This is a genomic window from Janthinobacterium sp. BJB401 (assembly GCF_013372745.1).
Taxonomy (GTDB): domain Bacteria; phylum Pseudomonadota; class Gammaproteobacteria; order Burkholderiales; family Burkholderiaceae_D; genus Janthinobacterium; species Janthinobacterium rivuli.
Window position 1 is genome coordinate 42,083 of sequence record NZ_JABXFH010000036.1, and the last position, 20,462, is coordinate 62,544.

16 protein-coding genes are annotated in these 20,462 nt (G+C 64.6%); 7 read left to right on the forward strand and 9 right to left on the reverse strand.

Annotated features, from left to right (window positions below; translation table 11 throughout):
- Positions 1-56: 56 nt before the first annotated feature.
- On the forward strand, positions 57-770 hold the full coding sequence (locus HWE17_RS20595) for a S24 family peptidase (RefSeq protein ID WP_035819889.1): 714 nt from the start codon (positions 57-59) through the stop codon (positions 768-770).
- Between the two features lie 44 nt (positions 771-814).
- Here the strand turns inward: HWE17_RS20595 and HWE17_RS20600 are convergent, their stop codons facing one another.
- The 7 genes from HWE17_RS20600 to prpB all read right to left on the reverse strand — a co-directional run bounded on the left by HWE17_RS20600 (position 815) and on the right by prpB (position 11,814).
- Entirely contained in the window at positions 815-2,701 is a 1,887-nt protein-coding gene (locus HWE17_RS20600; RefSeq protein WP_176390055.1) for a propionate--CoA ligase, read from the reverse strand.
- Between the two features lie 113 nt (positions 2,702-2,814).
- Positions 2,815-4,041 (reverse strand): hypothetical protein, encoded by a 1,227-nt coding sequence (locus tag HWE17_RS20605; RefSeq protein ID WP_176390056.1) that lies wholly within the window; start codon positions 4,039-4,041, stop codon positions 2,815-2,817.
- Positions 4,042-4,056: 15 nt separating this feature from the next.
- On the reverse strand, positions 4,057-5,610 hold the full coding sequence (locus tag HWE17_RS20610; RefSeq protein ID WP_176390057.1) for an MBOAT family protein: 1,554 nt from the start codon (positions 5,608-5,610) through the stop codon (positions 4,057-4,059).
- Between the two features lie 150 nt (positions 5,611-5,760).
- Complete coding sequence (prpF, locus tag HWE17_RS20615; RefSeq protein ID WP_176390058.1) at positions 5,761-6,960, reverse strand: 2-methylaconitate cis-trans isomerase PrpF; 1,200 nt, start codon at positions 6,958-6,960, stop codon at positions 5,761-5,763.
- A 113-nt stretch (positions 6,961-7,073) separates the two neighbouring features.
- Positions 7,074-9,668 (reverse strand): Fe/S-dependent 2-methylisocitrate dehydratase AcnD, encoded by a 2,595-nt coding sequence (acnD, locus tag HWE17_RS20620; RefSeq protein ID WP_176390069.1) that lies wholly within the window; start codon positions 9,666-9,668, stop codon positions 7,074-7,076.
- A gap of 23 nt (positions 9,669-9,691) precedes the next feature.
- Positions 9,692-10,846 (reverse strand): 2-methylcitrate synthase, encoded by a 1,155-nt coding sequence (gene prpC, locus HWE17_RS20625; protein WP_035819899.1) that lies wholly within the window; start codon positions 10,844-10,846, stop codon positions 9,692-9,694.
- Between the two features lie 80 nt (positions 10,847-10,926).
- Entirely contained in the window at positions 10,927-11,814 is an 888-nt protein-coding gene (gene prpB, locus HWE17_RS20630; protein ID WP_035819901.1) for a methylisocitrate lyase, read from the reverse strand.
- A 50-nt stretch (positions 11,815-11,864) separates the two neighbouring features.
- On the opposite strand from prpB, the gene HWE17_RS20635 reads away from it, so the two are divergent.
- Positions 11,865-12,119, forward strand: a complete 255-nt coding sequence (locus tag HWE17_RS20635; protein ID WP_176390059.1) for a hypothetical protein — start codon at positions 11,865-11,867, stop codon at positions 12,117-12,119.
- Between the two features lie 21 nt (positions 12,120-12,140).
- Here HWE17_RS20635 and HWE17_RS20640 read toward each other — a convergent pair whose 3' ends face one another.
- On the reverse strand, positions 12,141-12,389 hold the full coding sequence (locus HWE17_RS20640) for a hypothetical protein (protein ID WP_176375974.1): 249 nt from the start codon (positions 12,387-12,389) through the stop codon (positions 12,141-12,143).
- A 123-nt stretch (positions 12,390-12,512) separates the two neighbouring features.
- Positions 12,513-12,749: a hypothetical protein gene (locus HWE17_RS20645; RefSeq protein ID WP_070257673.1), complete on the reverse strand. Its 237-nt coding sequence runs from the start codon at positions 12,747-12,749 to the stop codon at positions 12,513-12,515.
- Positions 12,750-12,915: 166 nt separating this feature from the next.
- Here HWE17_RS20645 and HWE17_RS20650 point away from each other — a divergent pair, with 166 nt between their 5' ends.
- The 5 genes from HWE17_RS20650 to HWE17_RS20670 all read left to right on the forward strand — a co-directional run.
- The gene (locus tag HWE17_RS20650; protein WP_176390060.1) at positions 12,916-13,773 is read left to right on the forward strand and encodes an MBL fold metallo-hydrolase; all 858 of its coding nucleotides are present in this window, start codon (positions 12,916-12,918) and stop codon (positions 13,771-13,773) included.
- Positions 13,774-13,898: 125 nt separating this feature from the next.
- Entirely contained in the window at positions 13,899-15,356 is a 1,458-nt protein-coding gene (locus HWE17_RS20655) for an MFS transporter (protein WP_176390061.1), read from the forward strand.
- The gene (locus HWE17_RS20660; RefSeq protein ID WP_176390062.1) at positions 15,353-16,495 is read left to right on the forward strand and encodes an efflux RND transporter periplasmic adaptor subunit; all 1,143 of its coding nucleotides are present in this window, start codon (positions 15,353-15,355) and stop codon (positions 16,493-16,495) included. The genes HWE17_RS20655 and HWE17_RS20660 overlap by 4 nt, the downstream gene beginning before the upstream one ends.
- A 9-nt stretch (positions 16,496-16,504) precedes the next feature.
- Positions 16,505-19,645 carry an efflux RND transporter permease subunit gene (locus tag HWE17_RS20665; protein WP_176390063.1) on the forward strand — a complete coding sequence of 1,047 codons (3,141 nt, stop codon included), beginning with the start codon at positions 16,505-16,507 and terminating at the stop codon, positions 19,643-19,645.
- A gap of 14 nt (positions 19,646-19,659) precedes the next feature.
- The coding region (locus HWE17_RS20670; protein ID WP_176390064.1) for a TolC family protein at positions 19,660-20,462 on the forward strand (803 nt) is incomplete at its 3' end.

Consider the following 20,462-nt stretch of genomic DNA (forward strand, 5'->3'; position numbering starts at 1 on the left):
TCAAGCATTTGGTAATTTATCAAACGGTAAATTTCAGGTTTAATGTGGAGATGAATATGTATCAATACAGACGCGACCGCCTGCTGGCCCTGATCCGCGAACACTACGACAACACGCGCAAGAAAATTTCCGACGTCAGCGGCTGGAGCGAGGCGCGCATCTCGCAAATCCTCTCGCCCAGCTACCGCGAGGGACGCGCCTTCAGCGAAAAAATCGCGCGCAAGCTGGAAGCGGATCTGCAGTTGGACAGCATGTACTTCGACCAGGGCGCGGCGCCCGACCAGGCGGCCATGGCCGCGCGCGCGCTGGCCGGCGCGCAGCCCGTGGTCGTGGAAGATGGCGAGGACGAACGTTTTTACCCGATCCGCAAGGTCAAATTGCGCCTGTCGGCGGGCATCACGGGCTTTGCCATCGAACCGGAAACGCACGACGGCAGCACCATCAGCGTGCCGCGCAGCTGGGTCGAGCGCAATGGCTACCACCCTGAAAAACTGGTGGCGATCAAGGTCAAGGGCGAGAGCATGGAGCCGGCCCTGTACGAGGACGACGTGGTGATCATCAATACGGCCGACAGCCGGCCGGCCGATGGCGTGGTATTCGCGATCAACTATGAAGGCGAACCGGTGGTCAAGCGCATGGCGCGCGATATCGGCGAATGGTGGCTGACGTCGGACAACCCGGACCAGCGCAAATACCACCGCAAGCTGTGCCGCGGCAATGAATGCCTGATCGTGGGCAGGGTCGTGCGCAAGGAAAGCGACCGCATTTGAAAGCGAAATTTATCGATTGATAAACTTCGCTTTCAATTGGGCGTTTACGCCAGCGCTGCCTGGATTTGCTGCAGCGCGGCCGGATCATCCATCGACGTCAGGTCGCCCGGGCTGCGCCCTTCGCAGATGGCCTGGATCGAACGGCGCAGCAGCTTGCCCGAACGCGTTTTCGGCAGCTGCGCCACGAACAGCACGCGCGCTGGCCGCGCCACGGCGCCCAGCTGGCGGTCGACGACGGCCATCACTTCGCGCTCCAGCACCGCTTTCGCGTCAACGCTGTCGAAACCCTGCGGATCCTTCAGGATCACGAACGCCATCGCCACCTGGCCTTTGAGCTTGTCCTCCACGCCCACCACCGCCACTTCCGATACGTTCGGATGGCTGGTGATGCTTTCCTCGATTTCGCGCGTGCCCAGGCGGTGGCCGGCCACGTTGATCACATCGTCCGTGCGGCCCAGAATAAAGTAATAGCCATCCGCATCGCGCACGCCCCAGTCGAAGGTGGAATACACTTGCCGGCCGCTGAAGGTGGACCAATAGGTGTCGACGAAACGCGCATCGTCGCCGTACACCGTCTGCATGCAGCCGGGCGGCAGCGGGCCTTCCAGCACCAGCACACCCTTCTCGTTCGCGCCGCACTCCTCGCCCGTCGCTTCGTTGAGCAGCCTGACCTGGTAGCCGTACATGGCCAGGCCGGGGCTGCCCAGGCGCGTCGGCGTGTCGGCCACGCCTTTCGCCACCGAGAGAATCGGCCAGCCCGTCTCCGTCTGCCAGTAGTTGTCGATGATGTCCACTTTCAGTTCATCGGCGATCCACTGCGAGGTGGTTTCATCGAGCGGCTCGCCCGCCAGGTACAGCGCCTTCAATGACGACAGGTCGTATTTGCGCATCAGTTCCACCGGGTGCTTGCGCAGCACGCGGATGGCAGTCGGCGCCGAGAACATGCGCGTGACCTTGTATTTCTCGACGATGCTCCACCAGATGCCCGCATCGGGGCAGATGGGTAAGCCCTCGTACAGGATGGTGGCCATGCCGGCGATCAGCGGGCCGTACACGATGTAGGAATGGCCCACCACCCAGCCGATATCCGAGGTGGCAAAGAAGGTTTCTCCGGGCTTGCCGCAGAAGTTGTACTGCATCGACGACGCCAGCGCCACCGCGTAGCCGCCCACGTCGCGCTGCACGCCCTTCGGTTTGCCCGTCGTGCCCGAGGTGTACAGCACGTAAGACGGCTCATTCGATTCGAGCCAGGTGACGGGCACCCGCGCATCCAGATGCCGCTCGCGCAGTGTCGCGTAATCGACGTCGCGGCCCGGCATCAGTTCCATCGGCACCAGGTGGCGGTCGACCAGCAGCACCTGCCGCGGCTTGTGCACGGCGATGCGGATGGCTTCGTCGAGCAACGGCTTGTAGGCAATCGCCTTGCCATTGCGCGAACCGGCATCGGCGGAAAACACCAGCTTGGGTTGCGCATCGTCGATGCGGCTGGCCAGGCTGTTGGCGGCAAAGCCGCCGAACACCACGGAATGCACGGCGCCGATGCGGGCGCAAGCGAGCATGGCGAACGCCGCCTCGGCGATCATCGGCATGTAGATCAGGACGCGGTCGCCCTTGACCACGCCCAGCGACAGCAACATGGCGGCACAGCGCTCCACTTCTCGCTGCAGTTCGCGAAAGCTGTAGATGCGCTCCGTGTTCGTTTCGGTGGAAATGGCGATCAGCGCGGCGGCATCGCCCTGGCTGTCCACCCAGCGGTCAACGGCGTTGTGGCACAAATTCGTGGTGCCGCCGACGAACCATTTGGCGAACGGTGGGCGCGAATAATCGAGCACTTGCGAAAACGGGGCGTTCCAGTCGATCTTGTCCGCTTCCTCGCGCCAGAAAGCCTCTGGCGTGTCGATCGAGCGTTGATAAAATGCTGCGAAATTCATGTCTCCTCCGGTATGCGTGCAATCTGGTATCGGGCTTGGGCGAACTGGCCTGGCCTCCTTATGTTTACTTTATGTTTACTATTTGTGTAGCATCTACCTGGGTCTTTCTTCCTTTATCTGCGTATGGATGCCCTCTCCAAAGATTTTTCAAACAGTTTTTTCGAGAGCGCGAACATCGCTGGCTGCGCCGCCTCGCAGGCGCGGCGCTCGGCGGCAATCCTGTCGCGATTCGCCGCCAAGGTGGCGCTGGTCAGCGGCATGCCGAACTGGCCATCGTCCGGCGCACCACCCTTCTGCGTCATGATGCGCTGCATGACGATGTCGCCCAGTGCCTTCTTGAAGTGCCCCGCTTCCCAGTACCAGCGCGTGCTGGCGTGGCGCTGTTGTTGCGTGGGGATCGGCTCGCAGTTGTAAGGCCCAAAGCCGCTGAAATCGGTCACGCTGATGCTGGCGGAAGGGTTCTTTTCCTTTACCGCCGCCACTTCCTGCACCACCTGCTGTTTCCACTCCTCGAACAGGGGCCACAGACCTGCTCCTTCGAACAGGGTGAGCATCTGCGCGTGGTAGGGATAGATCACCAGCTTGATATCGGCCTGCGTGGCCGACATCGCCAGCAAGAAGTCGTGCAGCGATTGAAAATCGCCGTCAGCAAAATCGGTTTTCGACATGGTGACAAATCGGGCGGCGCTTTTCTGCGCCCGATGCCTGAATACCTTGTCATAGCCATCGCGGACCGCATGTGCGCCATAGTCCAGCGCAGGATTGAGGCCGCTTGGCTCGATGGTGAACGCCGCCTTGTCATGCTGGATAAGCGGGGTTTTCACGGCGTCCTTGACCGAAGCCAGAGAAAACAAGGTATCGAAACGCCAAAATCCAGGAAGATGGCTGGACGGCGCCTCTGCGCGCGCCGGCGGCGCGATGGCCGGCGTCAGAAAATCAATGAATTCAAGGCCCACGATCACCGTCCCCGGTTTGATGCCAGCCTGGGTCAGCTGCCCGAACTGGCTGATGGCCGTCGCCATCCCCGTGCCGGGAATCCCCATGTTGTAGCCAGCGCCCTGCATTGCGCCAAATGCAGCGGCACGCGGATCGAAGCCGATCTCGGCGCGCGAGTTGCCCAGGATGATGAAGCGCGGCCGCAAGCGCAGCGCGTGTTCGTGCTTGATCTGGCTCTGGTAGCGTTCCAGCCCAGGTTTGACGGCGTTGAAGTTTTCGCGCCTTGCCACGCCATATAAATTGTAGGGGTCGACGATGTACACGAAGACGCATACCAGGCAGGCGCAGGACAGCAACACCAGCGTGAGGATGGACAGATAACGGGCATAAGAAGGTCTGCTCATTTTCAGCGCTCCCCGTCAAAACTGGAAATACAGAAAATCGGCGGGCTGGTTCAGGGCCAGGATGCTGGCCAGCGCCAGCAGCGCGATGGCCGCCGCCCACGCCGGCGAAGCACGCCACGTCAGCAGGCGCGCCATGTGGGGACCTGCCGCTCCTGTCGTGCTGGCACGCTGAAAATCCAGCGCCGGGGTACAGCGGCGCATGATCTGCTGCGTGTTCGGAAAGGCGAAGGCGAGCAGCGCCGCAATGCCTATCCACACCCAGGTTTTGACGAACTGGAAGCCTTCGCCCAGGTAAAACGTCACGCCCACCGTTTCCAGCAAGCGCTGCAGCGCAGGCACGCGGCTGGCCAGCGCGTCGGGTATGGCAATGCCGTTGCCACCCGCCATGCCCTGCAGGATAGCCCATGACGTCGCCATGTCCGGTGCGCGGAAAAAGACCCAGGCAACGCAGACGGCGGCAAAGGTGATGACGGTGGCGACGATCTTCCACGTCCGGCTATCGAGCGGCAGATGCAGGCGCCGCGCAACCTCGCTCCAGCCCTTGTGAATAGCCAGATAAGCGCCGTGCAGGAATCCCCAGACGATGAAATTCCACCCGGCGCCATGCCACAGGCCGCCCAGCACCATGGTGATCATCAGGTTCAGGTAGCGACGCACGGGCCCGCAGCGCTTGCCGCCCAGCGGGATGTACAGGTAATCGCGCAGGAAGCGCGACAGGGTCATGTGCCAGCGGCGCCAGAATTGCGCGATATTGCGCGCTTTGTAGGGCGAGTCGAAGTTCAAGGGCAGGCGCACGCCAAATAATCTCGACAAGCCGATGGCCATGTCGGAATAGCCGGAGAAATCGAAGTACAGCTGAAACGCGTACGCCAATACCCCGCCCCAGGCGGTCAGCAGCGTAGGCGCTGCGGGATCGCTGAATAGCGGCGCCGCGTACGGCCCGATGTTATCGGCCACCAGTACTTTTTTCGCCAGCCCGATGATGAAAATCGTCGAGCCGATGGCCACATTCCTGCCCGAAAGGCGGAAGATGCGCCGGTCCGCAAACTGCGGCATCATCTCCTTGTGGTGCAGCACCGGGCCGGCAATCAGGTGGGGGAAATACGTGACGAACAGCAGATAGTGGACAAAACGGCTTTCCTGCGCCTTGCCCTGGTAGGTATCGACCAGGAAGGCGATCTGGGTAAACGTAAAAAACGAAATCCCGATCGGCAGCACCACGTGCAGGATGGGCATGGGTTGCGCCAGCAATTGCGCCAGGCTGGCAACGAAGAAACCCGCATATTTGTAATAGGCGAGCAAGCCCAGGTTGGCGGCGATGGCCGCGATCAACAGGCCCTTGCGGTGGCGGATGCGTCCCGGCCCAAGCACGGTGGCGCAGCCGTAATTGAAGACGATGGAGCCGAGCAGCAGCGGCAGGTAGCGGTAATCCCACCAGCCATAGAAAAACAGCGAGGCGCCGGCCAGCCAGGCGGCAGCCCATAAGCGGCTGCGCCGTCCCAGGATGAAAAAACCGGCCAGCGTGACGGGCAGATATGCAAACAGGAAGACGTAGGAGTTAAATAGCATCTGTTCACCAGTCAGGAAGCATGGGAGGCCGCCAGCGCCTGCACTACGCTCACGTACATCGAGGCTGACGCTCCCCCATTTTCCTTGTCGCTCAGTTTCTTTGCTAGCAGAAATATCAACTGATCTGCATGCGCATTCGCCTGTTTGGCTTTAAAAGGCGTCGCCGGGTATGCGCACCACGCCTTCCATCAGCACGCGCGCGCTGCGGCTCATGATGGCCTTGGTGACGCTCCACACACCATCGGCCAGCGCCGCTTCCGCGCCCACCATCAGGGTGCCGGACGGGTGGCCGAAGCGCACGCTGGTTTTTTCGCCGCCGCCCGCCGCCAGGTTGACCAGGGTGCCGGGGATGGCCGCCGCCGTGCCGATGGCAACTGCGGCCGTGCCCATCATGGCGTGATGCAGCTTGCCCATGGACAGCGCGCGCACCAGCAGGTCGATCTCGCCCGCTGCCACCTGCTTGCCGCTCGATGACACATAGCCGGCCGGCTTGGCGACAAAGGCCACTTTCGGCGTGTGCTGGCGCTTCGCCGCTTCATCGAGGTGGGATATCAAACCCATGCGCAGGGCGCCATGCGCGCGGATGGTCTCGAAGCGGGCCAGTGCGGCCAGATCGCCATTGATGGCGTCCTGCAGCTCCGTGCCCGTGTAGCCGATGGCGTCCGCGTCGACAAAAATCGTCGGGATGCCGGCGTTGATCATCGTGACTTTCAACACGCCGATGCCGGGCACGTCGAGGTCGTCGACCAGGTTGCCGGTGGGGAACATGGCAGAGGTGCTACCGTCGCCGCCCTCTTCGTCCGCGGCCGGATCAAGGAATTCCAGTTTTACTTCGGCGGCCGGGAAGGTCACGCCATCGAGTTCGAAGTCGCCCGTTTCCTGTACTTCGCCGTTGGTCATGGGGACGTGGGCGATGATGGTTTTGCCGATATTGGCTTGCCAGATGCGCACCGTGGCGATGCCGTTTGCCGGCACGCGGGCGACGTCCACCAGCCCGCTGGCGATGGCGAACGAGCCAACGGCGGCCGACAGGTTGCCGCAATTGCCGCTCCAGTCGACAAACGGCTTGTCGATGGAGACCTGGCCGAACAGGTAGTCGACGTCGTGCTCAAGCTTGCTGCTTTTCGCCAGGATCACCGTCTTGCTGGTGCTCGAGGTGGCGCCGCCCATGCCGTCGATCTGCTTGCCGTACGGGTCAGGGCTGCCGATCACGCGCAGCAGCAGCGCATCGCGCGCGGCGCCCGGCACTTGCGCGCTGGCGGGCAAATCCTGCAGGCGGAAGAACACGCCCTTGCTGGTGCCGCCGCGCATGTAGGTGGCGGGGATTTTGATTTGGGGGGTGTGGGTCATTAGAGTTCCTGCGTTGAATTGCTGATTAAACCCAGAGGCAAAGAGCTGGGGTCAGACGGGGACGCCGAGTTCCGTCGGGTCTGACCCCTGATTTACGTTGCATCAATCGTGAATTACGCGGCTTTCGAAGACTCGAGGAAGTCCTGCGCAAACCGCTGCAGCACGCCGCCGGCCTCATAGATCGACACCTCTTCCGCCGTATCGAGGCGGCAGGTGACGGGCACTTGCACCGTTTCGCCGTTCTTGCGGTGGATGACGAGGGTCAAAGTGGAGCGCGGCGTGCGCTCGCCGACGACGTCGTAGGTTTCACTGCCGTCCAGGCCCAGGGTCTTGCGGTTCACGCCAGACAGGAACTCCAGCGGCAAGACGCCCATGCCCACCAGGTTGGTGCGGTGGATGCGTTCAAAACCTTCGGCCACGATGGCTTCCACGCCGGCCAGGCGCACGCCCTTGGCGGCCCAGTCGCGCGAGGAACCCTGGCCATAGTCGGCGCCGGCGATGATGATCAATGGCTGCTTGCGCTCCATGTACACCTCGATGGCTTCCCACATGCGCGAGATCGTGCCTTCCGGCTCGATGCGCGTGAGCGAACCGGCTTTGACTTTGCCGTCCTCGATGACCATCTCGTTCTTCAGGGTCGGGTTGGCAAACGTGGCGCGTTGCGCCGTCAAATGGTCGCCCCGATGCGTGGCGTAGGAATTGAAGTCTTCCTCCGGCAAACCCATTTTCGCCAGGTACTCGCCGGCCGCGCTATCGAGCATAATGGCGTTCGATGGCGACAAGTGGTCGGTGGTGATGTTGTCGCCCAAAACGGCCAGCGGACGCATGCCCTTCAATGGCCGCGCGCCAGCCAGCGCGCCTTCCCAGTACGGCGGACGGCGGATATACGTCGTCTGCGGACGCCAGTCGTACAGGGGGCTGACCTTGATGCCGTCGTCCGCCTGCGCGGCGAACATCGGAATGTACACCTTGCGGAACTGCTCCGGCTTGACGCTGGAGGCGACGATGGCGTCGATTTCCTCGTCGGATGGCCAGATATCCTTCAGCAAAATCGGCTTGCCGTCCGCGTCAATCCCCAGCACATCCTTCTCGATATCGAAGCGGATGGTGCCGGCGATCGCGTAGGCCACCACCAGCGGCGGCGAGGCGAGGAAAGCCTGCTTCGCGTACGGGTGGATGCGGCCGTCGAAGTTGCGGTTGCCCGACAAAACGGCCGTGGCGTACAGGTCGCGCGACACCACTTCATCCTGGATCACGGGGTCGAGCGCGCCCGACATGCCGTTGCACGAGGTGCAGGCAAACGCCACGACGCCGAAGCCCAATGTTTCAAGTTCCGGCATCAGGCCCGCTTCCTGCAGATACAGTTCCACGGTTTTCGAGCCGGGTGCCAATGAGGATTTCACCCAAGGTTTACGCGTGAGGCCCAGGCGGTTCGCATTGCGCGCGATCAGGCCGGCGGCGATCATGTTGCGCGGGTTGTTCGTGTTGGTGCAGCTGGTAATGGCCGCGATGATGACGGCGCCGTCCGGCATCTTGCCCGGCTCGTTTTCCACCACGCCGGAAATGCCGCGCGCAGCCAGTTCCGACGTCGGCACTCTGTTGTGCGGATTCGACGGCCCGGCGATATTGCGCACGACGGATGACAGGTCAAACGTCAATACGCGCTCGTACTGCGCGTCGACCAGGCTGTCGGCCCACAGGCCCGTCTCTTTGGCGTACAGCTCCACCAGTTTCACCAGTTCGTCGTCGCGGCCCGTCAGTTTCAGATACTTGATGGTTTGCGCGTCGATGTAGAACATGGCGGCCGTGGCGCCAAATTCCGGCGCCATGTTGGAAATCGTGGCACGGTCGCCCAGGGTCAGGTGCGATGCGCCTTCGCCAAAGAATTCCAGGTAGGACGAGACGACCTTCTGCTTGCGCAGGAACTCCGTCAGCGCCAGCACGGTATCGGTAGCCGTGATGCCCGGCTGCGGTTTGCCCGTCAGCTTGACGCCGATGATGTCGGGCAAACGCATCCACGAGGCGCGGCCCAGCATCACGCTTTCCGCTTCCAGACCGCCCACGCCGATGGCGATCACGCCCAGCGCGTCAACCATCGGCGTATGCGAATCCGTGCCCACCAGGGTGTCGGGATAGGCCACGCCATCCTGCACCTGGATCACGGGCGACATGCGCTCGAGGTTAATCTGGTGCAGGATGCCATTGCCCGGCGGGATCACGTCGACGTTTTTAAACGCTTTCTTGGTCCAGTCGATGAAATCGAAACGGTCTTCGTTGCGGCGGTCTTCGATGGCGCGGTTCTTGGCGAAGGCGTCGGGGTCGAAACCGCCGCATTCGACGGCCAGCGAATGGTCGACCACCAGCTGCGTGGGCACCACCGGGTTGACCAGGGCCGGGTCGCCGCCCTGGGCCGCGATGGCGTCGCGCAAGCCGGCCAGGTCGACCAGGGCCGTCTGGCCCAGGATGTCATGGCAGACGACGCGCGCGGGGAACCACGGGAAATCGAGGTCGCGCCGGCGTTCGATGAACTGGCTCAGCGAAGCATTCAATGTCGCCGGGTCGCAGCGGCGCACGAGGTTTTCGGCCAGCACGCGCGAGGTGTAGGGCAAGGTGGCGTAGGCGCCTGGCTGGATCGCATCGACGGCGGCGCGCGTGTCGAAATAGTCTAGCTGGGTGCCCGGCAAGGGCTTGCGGTGCAAGGTATTCATCGGGGTAGTCAATGCAGTACTCATTATTTGCGGTCCTTGATCGGCACGAATTCCAGATCTTCCGGGCCCACGTAGTTGGCGCTCGGGCGGATGATCTTGTTGTCGATGCGCTGCTCGATGATGTGGGCGGCCCAGCCCGAGGTGCGCGAGATGACGAACAGCGGCGTAAACATCGCCGTCGGCACGCCCATCATGTGGTAGGACACGGCCGAGAACCAGTCCAGGTTCGGAAACATGTTCTTGATTTCCCACATGACCGATTCCAGGCGCTCGGCGATGTCGAACATTTTCGTGGAACCGGCTTCCTGCGACAGCGAACGGGCCACTTCCTTGATGACGACGTTGCGCGGGTCGGAAATCGTGTAGACGGGGTGGCCGAAACCGATCACCACTTCCTTGTTGGCCACGCGCTCGCGGATATCGGCTTCCGCTTCGTCCGGGTTGTCGTAGCGCTTCTGGATCTCCAGCGCCACTTCATTCGCGCCGCCGTGTTTCGGACCGCGCAGCGCGCCGATGGCGCCCGTGATGGCCGAGTGGATGTCCGACCCCGTGCCCGCGATCACGCGGCTGGTGAAGGTCGAGGCATTGAATTCATGTTCCGCGTACAGGATCAAGGACGTGTGCATGGCTTTTTCCCACGATGCCGACGGTTTTTCGCCATGCAGCAGGTGCAGGAAGTGGCCGCCGATCGAGTCGTCGTCCGTTTCCACTTCGATGCGCTTGCCGTTATGGCTGTAGTGGTACCAGTACAGCAGCATGGAGCCGAACGACGCCATCAGGCGGTCGGCGATGTCGCGCGCCCCCGGCGCGTTATGGTCGTCTTTTTCCGGCAAGGTGCAGCCCAGCACGGACACGCCCGTGCGCATCACGTCCATCGGGTGGGCGGCGGCCGGCAGCGCTTCCAGCGCCAGCTTCACTGCCGACGGCAAGCCGCGCAGGGATTTCAGCTTGGCCTTGTAGCCTTTCAATTCAGCGGACGTCGGCAGCTTGCCGTGCACCAGCAGGTAGGCGATTTCCTCGAACTCGCAGCTGTCGGCCACGTCCAGGATGTCATAGCCGCGGTAATGCAAATCGTTGCCGGTCTTGCCGACCGAGCACAGCGCCGTGTTGCCGGCGGTGACGCCGGACAGGGCGACGGATTTTTTAGGCTTGAAAGTGGCGGCTTGCGGTGCGTTCATTGATTTCTCCAAAAATTGACTAGTCTCGGTTGCATCACTGCGGGGCCGGCATGCGGCCCCTGCTTCTTGCTTATTTCTGCTTATTTCTTTTGCGCGGCGAACAGCGCGTCGAGCTTTTGTTCGAAGTCATGGTAATTGATCGATTCATACAGCTCCATGCGCGTCTGCATGGTGTCGACGACGTTCTTTTGCGTGCCGTCGCGGCGCAGCGCCTGGTACACGTTTTCCGCCGCCTTGTTCATGGCGCGGAAAGCGGACAGCGGATACAGGGCCAGGCCCACGTGCGCGCTGCGCAATTCGTCCAAGGTGAACAGCGGCGTGGAACCGAATTCCGTGATGTTGGCCAGGATAGGCACGTTGACGGCCTTGGCGAAGGTGGCGTACATGTCCAGATCCGTGATGGCTTCCGGGAAGATCATGTCGGCGCCCGCTTCGACGCAGGCGACGGCGCGTTCCAAAGCCGATTCCAGGCCATCGACGGCCAGCGCATCGGTGCGCGCCATGATGACGAAGTTCGGGTCCGTGCGCGCATCGACGGCCGCCTTGATGCGGTCGACCATTTCTTCCTTGCTCACGATTTCCTTGCCAGGACGGTGGCCGCAGCGCTTGGCGCCCACCTGGTCTTCGATGTGCAGGCCAGCCGCGCCGAACTTGATCATCGATTTCACGGTGCGCGCCACATTGAATGCGGACGAACCGAAACCCGTGTCGGCGTCGACCAGCAGCGGCAGGTCGCACACGTCGGTGATGCGGCGGATGTCGGTCAGCACATCGTCCAGGCTGGAAATGCCCAGGTCAGGCAAGCCCAGCGAGCCGGCCGCGACGCCGCCGCCGGACAGGTAGATGGCCTTGTAACCGGCGCGCTTGGCCAGCAAGGCGTGGTTGGCGTTGATGGCGCCGACGACTTGCAACGGGGATTCTTCCTGGACGGCCTTGCGGAATGCGGCACCTGCGGAGTATTGAGTCATGTGTTCACCTTATGGGTTTCGGATGGTCCCGAATGTTTCACGGAGTGGCTATGAGCATAAGTATTGCAAATGCCGTGCCAGGCCCCTTCGACCAGTGGAAAAACCCATTGTCGCAGAGCGAAAAGGTGGGCAAACGGCTGTGGGGGCCGCGCAGCGTGGCTGTCACGCGAGGGAACAGCGATGTCACGTTTGGCGTCAACAACGTTTCACATTTGTTTCAATCAATTCATTTTGAAACATTGAATGAAACATGCAACAGACAGGAAAACAGCGCGTATGAAAAAAAGCCGGCGGGCGCCGGCTGAGAGTGATATTAGGAGCTAAAACTAGGCCAGCCGCACCAGCGGATTGGCGATGATGTTGTCGATCTGGCGCACGGCTTCTTCGCAGGCGGCGGCAATGGCGCCCTCCTCGTCGTCGCGCACGAATTGCATGGTCGAGCCTTCGAATACTTCCAGGCCTTCCACGGTGGCGCGTTCGATATCGCAACTGGCCGACCATCTGCCGTCGGTGGTGGGCACGGCCAGGGGAACGATTTCCCAGCCTTTATAGTGAATTTTAGAACTGCTATCCATGGGGTGCCTCCTTGGTGACTGACTCAATAGTGGAAATCGTAGCATGAAGCGCGACTGGCAGCGACGTGTTTCACGCGCCAGCCGTAGTCAGGCGCAGTTTCGGGCTAAACGATTTACGCTCGCTCAAGGGCGCAGCAGATTATCCACTTCCGTCCTGGCCACTTCCAGGCCAGCCGTGCAAGCCGTCTCGGGCGCCGCATAGCCGCCCAGGGTGCGGCTGCGCGTGATCGCCTGCGCCTCGGGTTCACCTTCGCGCTGCAAGCGGTAGGTAAAATCCCATAAATCGTCGTTATCCTTTTGCGGGGTCACGGAAATCGTAAAACCGCGGTACTGTTCGCTGCGTGCAGTGATATCGTTCATGAATTCCTCCTTGGAAGAATGAGGTTACCATGCTGCAAGCGTCAGGGTGCGCACGACTGTGACGGACGCTTATCTGTTTTTCGCATGTTAAATGTCGATTTGCAGCATTTTTTTAGCGAACTCTGACGATATAATGCCCTTCCCTTGCCCGTCCCTTGCCGCCGTGATGACTCCACAAATCCAAGCTTTCTTCGACCCCGCCACCGCCACCGTCACCTATGTTGTCTACGAAGCCGATGGCCGCGACTGCGCCATCATCGATTCCGTGCTCGACTACGACCCCAAGGCGGGCCGCACCTCGACCGCCTCGGCCGACAAGGTGATCGCTTTCGTGCGCGAACACGGCTTGCAGTGCCGCTGGCTGCTGGAAACCCATGCGCATGCCGACCACTTGTCCGCCGCGCCCTACCTGCAGCAGCAGCTGGGCGGCGACGTGGCCATCGGCGCCGCCATCCAGACGGTGCAGCAGGCGTTCGCGGCCGTCTACCACCAGGACGGCGCCAGGGCCGACGGCTCGCAGTTCGACCAGCTGTTCGCGCCCGACCAGGTTTTCCATATCGGCAAGCTGGAAGTACGCGCCCTGCACGTGCCCGGCCACACGCCGGCCGACCTGGCGTACCAGATCGGCGACGCCGTCTTCGTCGGCGACACCCTGTTCATGCCGGACGTAGGCTCGGCCCGCTGCGATTTTCCCGGCGGCTCGGCCTCCCTCTTGTACCGCTCCGCGCAACGCCTGCTGTCGCTGCCGCCGCAAACACGGCTGTTCATGTGCCACGACTACCCGCCCAACGGCCGCGAGGCGCGCTGGGAAGTGACGGTGGCCGAACAACGGGCCGGCAACATCCACCTGCGCGACGGCATCACGGAAGAACAATTCGTGGCCATGCGCACCAGCCGCGACGCCACCCTCGACATGCCGACCTTGATCCTGCCCGCCATCCAGGTCAACATCAATGCAGGCAAGCTGCCCGAGCCGGAAGACAACGGCGTGCGCTACCTCAAAATACCGCTGAACGCGATCTGATTGGCCATGTAGTCCTTCCCGCTCACATGGCGTCAAACGCAATAACACAATGCAAATGATGCGTCTTCCGCCATATCAAATCCCTCAGTACCATGTGGTGACCCTATTCGAGGATCCACCACGCCATGCAAGCACCTTCAAAACCCAGTCCACCCGACCAGCAGGCCACAGAAGCCGGTAGCGCCATGCGCCCCGTGCGCGGCGCGCTTGCCAGCCTGTCCCTGGCCATGCTGCTGCCCGCGCTGGGTACCAGTATCGCCAACGTGGGCTTGCCCGACATGGCCAGGGCCCTGCACGCGCCGTTCCAGGATGTGCAATGGATCGTGCTGGCCTATCTGCTGGCCATCACCGCGCTGATCGTCAGCGTGGGCCGCCTTGGCGACATGGTCGGCCGGCGCCGCCTGCTGCTGGCCGGCATTGCGCTGTTTGCCGTCGCTTCCATCCTGTGCGCCCTGGCGCCCACCTTGTGGCTGCTGGTTGCCGCGCGCGCCCTGCAGGGCCTGGGCGCGTCCGTCATGATGGCGCTGACCATGGCCTTTGTCGGCAGCACCGTGCCCAAGGCCAGAACGGGCAGCGCCATGGGCCTGCTCGGCACCATGTCGGCCGTCGGCACCACGCTTGGCCCCGCGCTGGGCGGCCTGCTGATCGCGCACTTCGGCTGGCAAGCCATTTTCCTCGTCAACGTGCCGCTGGCCGGCGTGGCGCTGCTGATGGCCTGGCGCTTCCTGCCGGCCGACCAGCGCGGCGCCAACGCCAAGCGTCCCGTCTTCGACCACCGCGGCACCGTGCTGCTGGCCCTGACCTTGTGCGCCTATGCGCTGGCGATGACCGTGGGCCGCGGCCATTTCGGCGCGCGCAACGTGGCGCTGCTGCTGGCCGCCTGCGTTGGCGCCATCCTGTTTGTCCGGGTCGAACTGAAGGCGCCGGCGCCGCTGATCCGCCTGGCCATGCTGCGCGCGCCCGTGCTCAGCGCCGGCCTGGCGACCAGCATGCTGGTCTCGACGGTGATGATGTCCACCCTGGTGGTCGGCCCCTTCTACCTGGCGCGCGGCCTGGGCCTGGGCACGGCCGTCACCGGCATGGTGCTGGCGGCCGGGCCGCTGGTGGCGGCGTTCTGCGGCGTGCCGTCCGGCTGGCTGGTGGACCGCTACGGCGCGCAGCGCATGGGCGGCGCGGGCCTGTGCGGCGCGGCCTTCGCCTGCCTGGCGCTGGCCCTGCTGCCCGCCAGCCTGGGCATTGCCGGCTACGTCGTCCCGATCATGCTGCTGACGGCCAGCTATGCGCTGTTCCAGGCAGCCAACAATACGGCCGTGATGGTCGATATCGTTCCCGAGCAGCGCGGCGTCATCTCCGGCATGCTCAATCTGTCGCGCAATCTGGGCCTCGTCACGGGCGCCTCCGTGATGGGCGCCGTCTTCGCTGCCGGCACCAGCGATATCGCCAGTGCTCCGCCAGCCGCCATGATCGGCGGCATGCACGCCACCTTTGCCGTCGCCAGCGCGCTGGTGCTCGCCGCGCTGGCCATTTTCGCGCTCGGCCGCGCCCTGGCCAAGCCACCCACGCCTTCTGGAGACCCCGCATGATGCGCCCCCGTCCGATCCCGTCCCTGCCCGTCCCGCTGTTACTGCTGCTGGCCCTGGCCTGCGGCGCCACGTTATCCGGCTGCGGCCGTTCCCAGGCCGCGCCTGGCGGCCCGCCACCCAAGGCCACCGTGTCCGTGGCCCTGCCCGAAACGTCGATGGTGCAGGCGACCCTCGACTACACGGGCCGCATCGAACCGTCGCAGCGCGTGGAAGTGCGCTCGCGCGTTTCCGGCTATTTGCAGCAGATCGCCTTTCGCGACGGCCAGCAGGTCAAGGCCGGCGATGCGCTGTTCGTCATCGACCCGCGCCCCTTCGCGGCGGCGCGCGACCGTGCCCGGGCCGGCCTGGCCCAGGCCAATGCACGCAGCAAGCTGGCCACGGCCCAGTTCGAGCGCAGCAGCCGGCTGCAGCAAACGGGCGCAGCCAGCACCGAGGAGCTGGAACGGGCGCGCGGCGAACTGGAAGGCGCGCAGGCGGCCGTCATGCTGAGCCAGGCGGAACTGCGCAGCGCCGAACTGGAACTGTCTTTTACCACCATGCGCGCGCCCATCGCCGGCACCGTGTCGGACCGCCGCGTCGATGTCGGCAACTACGTGGCCGGCGGCGCGGCGCAAAGCGGCGTGCTGACCACCATCGTCGCGCACAGCCCCGTGCGCGCCATGGTCGACCTGTCGGAAGCGGATTTCCAGCGCCTGCGCCAGCAAAGCAAACTGCCATCGAAGGTGCAACTGGCATTCGACGGCGGCGGCCCCGCGCAGGATGCCAGCGTCGACTTTGTCGACAACGAAATCAGCGCCCGCTCGGGCACCGTGCGCCTGCGCGCCAGCCTGGCCAACGCCGACCGCGCCATCATGCCGGGCAGCTTTGCGCGCGTGCGCATCCCCGTCGGCGCGGCGCAGGAGCGCCTGCTGGTGCCCGACGCCGCCATACTCAGCGACCAGAACAAAAAGATGGTGTTCGTCGTGGACGCGGCGGGCAAGGTGGCGCCGCGCAAACTGGAACTGGGCGGCCTGCGGGGCGACAAGCAGATCGTGCTGTCCGGCCTCGGACCGCACGATAAAGTCATCGTCTCCGGCGCGGCCAAGGTGCGCCCGGGCGACCAGGTGCTGGTGGCCGCCCCGCGCGCCAACGGCGCATAAGGAGAGAGCATGCGTTTTTCCCGATTTTTCATCCGCCGCCCCGTGTTTGCCATCGTGCTGTCCATCCTCATCACCCTGGTGGGCGCGGTGTCGGCCATGCGCCTGCCGATCTCGGAGTTTCCCGAGATCGTGCCGCCCACGGTAACCGTGAAGGCCAGCTATCCTGGCGCCTCGGCGCAGGAAATCGCCGATACCGTCGCCGCGCCGATCGAACAGGAAATCAACGGCGTCGACGGCATGCTGTACCTGTCCTCGCAATCGGTGGGCGACGGCAAGCTGACCATCAGCGTGGTGTTCAAGGCGGGCACCAACGTCGAACAGGCCCAGTCGCTGGTGCAGAACCGCGTGGCGGTGGCCGAAGCGCGCCTGCCCGATGCCGTGCGGCGCCTGGGGCTGGCCGTCAAGAAGGCATCGCCCGACCAGCTGATGGTGGTGCTGTTCGATTCGCCCAAAGGCACGCGCGACCAGCAGTACATTTCCAACTTCATCGGCACGGCCATCAAGGACAAGCTGGCCCGCGTCGAAGGCGTGGGCGACATCTACACGCGCGGCGCGCGCGACTTCTCGATGCGCATCTGGCTCGACCCGGCGCGCGTGGCCTCGCTGGGGTTGACGGCGCCGGAAGTGATCGCGGCCGTGCGGCAGGCCAATTCCCAGGTCGCCGCCGGCGTATTGAACCAGCCGCCCGGCGGCAGCGACGGCGCCTTCCAGGTACAGGTGCAGGCGCAAAGCCGCCTGCGCGACGTGGCCGAATTCGAAGCCATCGTCGTGGCCGCCCATGCCGGCGGCGGCGTGGTGCGCCTGCGCGACGTGGCGCGCGTCGAGATGGGCGCGCAGGATTACACGGAAAGCGGCTTCGTCGACAAGCGCACGGCCATCGCGCTGAGCATCAGCCTGCTGCCCGGCTCGAACGCGCTGGCCACGGGCGACCGCGTGCTGGACCTGCTGGCCAGGATGGAAGCCGACTTCCCGCAGGACGTCGCCTACCACAGCTATTACAACCCGACTGAATTCATCCGCTCCTCGATCGACAAGGTGCGCGACACCATCTTCGAAGCGGCCCTGCTGGTGTGCCTGGCCATGCTGCTGTTCCTCGGCTCGTGGCGCGCGGCCATCATTCCCATCCTGGCCATTCCCGTGTCCCTGGTCGGCACCTTCAGCGTGCTGGCGGCGATGGGCTATAGCCTCAATACCCTGTCATTGTTCGGCCTGGTGCTGGCCATCGGCATCGTCGTCGATGACGCCATCGTGGTGGTGGAAAACGTCGAGCGGCACATGGAGGACGGCATGAGTCCCGTCGCCGCGGCGCAGCGCAGCATGGACGAAGTGGGCTTTGCCCTGGTCGCCATCGCGCTGGTGCTGGTGGCGGTCTTCGTGCCGACGGCCTTCATCGACGGCATCTCCGGCATGTTCTACCGCCAGTTCGCCGTCACCATCGCCGCCTCCACCGTGATCTCGGCGCTGGTGTCGCTGACGCTGTCGCCGGCCCTGGCCGCGCTGCTGCTCAAGCCGCAGCACGATGCCAACAGCCCGGGCGCGCGCTGGATGCGCATTTTCAACCGTGGCTTTTCGCGCCTGACGGGCGGCTACGTGCGGCTGACGGGGCGCATCCTCTCGCGGCGCTGGCTGATGCTGCCCGTGTACCTGCTGCTGGCGGGCCTGACCCTGTGGCGCCTGGACGCGACGCCGCGCGGTTTCGTGCCGCAGCTGGACCGCGGCTACGCCATCGTCTCGATCCAGCTGCCGGCCGGTTCGACCCTGGCGCGCACCAGCGAAGTGGTGCAGGACGCCACGGCCCGCCTGTTGAGCCACCCCGGCGTGGCCCACACGGCCGCCTTCGTCGGCACGGATGGCGCCACGTTTACGTCCGCGCCCAACACGGCCGTCATCTTCACCATGTTCAAGGACTTCGGCGCGCGCGCCAGCGATGGCCTGGACGGCCCGGCCATGCTGGGCGCCATGCGCGCCAGGCTGGCGCCCATCAGCGCGGCGCGCGTGATGGTGATACCGCCACCGTCCGTGCGCGGCATCGGCACGGGCGGCGGCTTCAAGCTGATGCTGCGCGACACGGGCGGCCAGGGACCGCAAGCCTTGCAGGCGGCCGCGCGCGCCATCGTCGAGGAAGCGGGCAAGCTGCCCTCGGTAACGGGCGCCTTCACGCCGTTCAACGCCATGAGTCCGCAGATCAAGGTTGAACTGGACCGCACCAAGGCCGAATACCTGGGCGTGCCGCTGCTGCGCCTCAACGAGACCCTGCAAAGCTACATGGCGCCCGTGTTCGTCAACGACATGAACCTGATGGGCCGGGTGTGGCGCGTCACCGCCCAGGCGGACGCGCCCTACCGGCGCAGCGTGGCCGACCTGGCAGCCCTGAAGACGCGCACCGCCAACGGCGACATGGTCCCGCTGGGCAGCGTGGCCGCCTTCAGCGAAGGCACGGCGCCATTCCGCGTGCCGCGCTACAACCTGTATCCCGCGGCCGAAATCCAGGGCAGCACCAAGGCTGGCTACTCGACGGGGCAAACCATCGCCGCGATGGAAGAACTGCTCAAGGCGCGCCTGCCGGACGGCTTCGACTACGAGTGGACAGAACTGGCGCTGCAGGAAAAGCACGCGGGCGGCAGCACCGGCATGGTGCTGGGCCTGGCCGTGCTGCTCGTATATTTGCTGCTGGCAGCTTTGTTTGAAAGCTGGCTGCTGCCCCTGTCCGTCGTGCTGATCGTGCCCAGCTGCGTGCTGGCCACGCTGGTCGGCGTGTCGTGGCGCGGCCTGGACAACAACGTGCTGACGCAGATCAGCATCGTGGTGCTGATCGGCCTGGCCGCCAAGAATGCCATCCTGATCGTCGAATTCGCGCGCCAGGCGATGGCGGCCGGCGCCGATGCGCGCGAGGCGGCCATCGCCGCCGCCCGCACGCGCCTGCGGCCCATCCTCATGACGTCGCTGGCCTTTTTGCTGGGCGCGATACCGCTGATGCTGTCTTCCGGCGCGGGCGCGGAAATGCGCCAGTCGATGGGCACGGCCGTCTTCGCCGGCATGCTGGGCGTGACCGTGTCCGGCCTGTTGTTTACACCGTTGTTTTTCACCTTGCTGAGCCGGCGCCGCGCGGCGCCCGCCGTACGCACGGCCGCGCTGGGAGAAGCCGCATGAGCCGCATGAGCTGCATGACTAACTTGAACACGCGCCGCGCGGCGCCTTTGCTGGCGGCCACGCTGCTGGCCCTGGCCGGCTGCAGCGTCGGCACGCCCACGGCGACGCGGGCGCTCGATACTGCGCGGCTGCCGGTCCTGCCCTCGGCCGCCGGCGCACCGGAGCTGCAGGCCGGCGCGCCGCCAGCGCTGTGGTGGCAAGCACTGGGCGACGCCAGGCTGGAGCAATTAGTGCAACGCGCCTGGCACGACAATGACGACGTGCGCATCGCCGCCGCGCGCCTGGCCAGCGCCAGCGAATTTGTGCAAGCGGCGCGCGGCGCCCGCCTGCCGGCGGCGGACCTCGATGTCCAGGCCGGGCGCGCGCGTCTGGCGGCGATCGGGAGCCGCGACGGCCAGCCGCACATCGCCTCGCCGGTGCAGTGGAACGCCGCCTTCAGCTGGGAACTCGACCTGTTCGGCCGCGTGCGCCACAGCATCGCCGCGGCCGAGGCCACGGCGGACGAACGCGCCGCCGTGCGCGCCGACGTGCGGCGCCTGATCCTGGCGCAGGTGGTGGACGCCTACCTGACGCTGCGCGGCGCGCAGCAGATGCGCGCCAGCCTGGAAGAACAATTAGCCAACCAGTCCGGCACCTTGCGGCTGGTGCGAGAGCGCGAAAGCGCGGGCCGCGCCGCGCCGGCCGAACGCATGCGCGCCGAGGCGCAAATGCGCCTGGCCAGCGCCCGCCTGCCCAGCCTGAACTTTGATGAGCGCGCGGCGCGCAACCGCCTGGCGACCCTCACGGGGCAGCGGCTCGATGCGCCGGAACTGGCGGC

Excerpts from the sequence above, each read along its gene's own strand:
- prpC (WP_035819899.1), bottom strand. The coding sequence starts at position 10,846 with ATGAACGCACCGCAAGCCGCCACTTTCAAGCCTAAAAAATCCGTCGCC.
- HWE17_RS20610 (WP_176390057.1), bottom strand. The coding sequence starts at position 5,610 with ATGCTATTTAACTCCTACGTCTTCCTGTTTGCATATCTGCCCGTCACG.
- prpF (WP_176390058.1), bottom strand. The coding sequence starts at position 6,960 with ATGACCCACACCCCCCAAATCAAAATCCCCGCCACCTACATGCGCGGC.
- HWE17_RS20600 (WP_176390055.1), bottom strand. The coding sequence starts at position 2,701 with ATGAATTTCGCAGCATTTTATCAACGCTCGATCGACACGCCAGAGGCT.
- HWE17_RS20665 (WP_176390063.1), top strand. The coding sequence starts at position 16,505 with ATGCGTTTTTCCCGATTTTTCATCCGCCGCCCCGTGTTTGCCATCGTG.
- HWE17_RS20645 (WP_070257673.1), bottom strand. The coding sequence starts at position 12,749 with ATGAACGATATCACTGCACGCAGCGAACAGTACCGCGGTTTTACGATT.
- HWE17_RS20650 (WP_176390060.1), top strand. The coding sequence starts at position 12,916 with ATGACTCCACAAATCCAAGCTTTCTTCGACCCCGCCACCGCCACCGTC.
- HWE17_RS20635 (WP_176390059.1), top strand. The coding sequence starts at position 11,865 with ATGAGCATAAGTATTGCAAATGCCGTGCCAGGCCCCTTCGACCAGTGG.
- HWE17_RS20605 (WP_176390056.1), bottom strand. The coding sequence starts at position 4,041 with ATGAGCAGACCTTCTTATGCCCGTTATCTGTCCATCCTCACGCTGGTG.
- HWE17_RS20595 (WP_035819889.1), top strand. The coding sequence starts at position 57 with ATGTATCAATACAGACGCGACCGCCTGCTGGCCCTGATCCGCGAACAC.
- HWE17_RS20655 (WP_176390061.1), top strand. The coding sequence starts at position 13,899 with ATGCAAGCACCTTCAAAACCCAGTCCACCCGACCAGCAGGCCACAGAA.
- acnD (WP_176390069.1), bottom strand. The coding sequence starts at position 9,668 with ATGAATACCTTGCACCGCAAGCCCTTGCCGGGCACCCAGCTAGACTAT.
- HWE17_RS20640 (WP_176375974.1), bottom strand. The coding sequence starts at position 12,389 with ATGGATAGCAGTTCTAAAATTCACTATAAAGGCTGGGAAATCGTTCCC.
- prpB (WP_035819901.1), bottom strand. The coding sequence starts at position 11,814 with ATGACTCAATACTCCGCAGGTGCCGCATTCCGCAAGGCCGTCCAGGAA.
- HWE17_RS20660 (WP_176390062.1), top strand. The coding sequence starts at position 15,353 with ATGATGCGCCCCCGTCCGATCCCGTCCCTGCCCGTCCCGCTGTTACTG.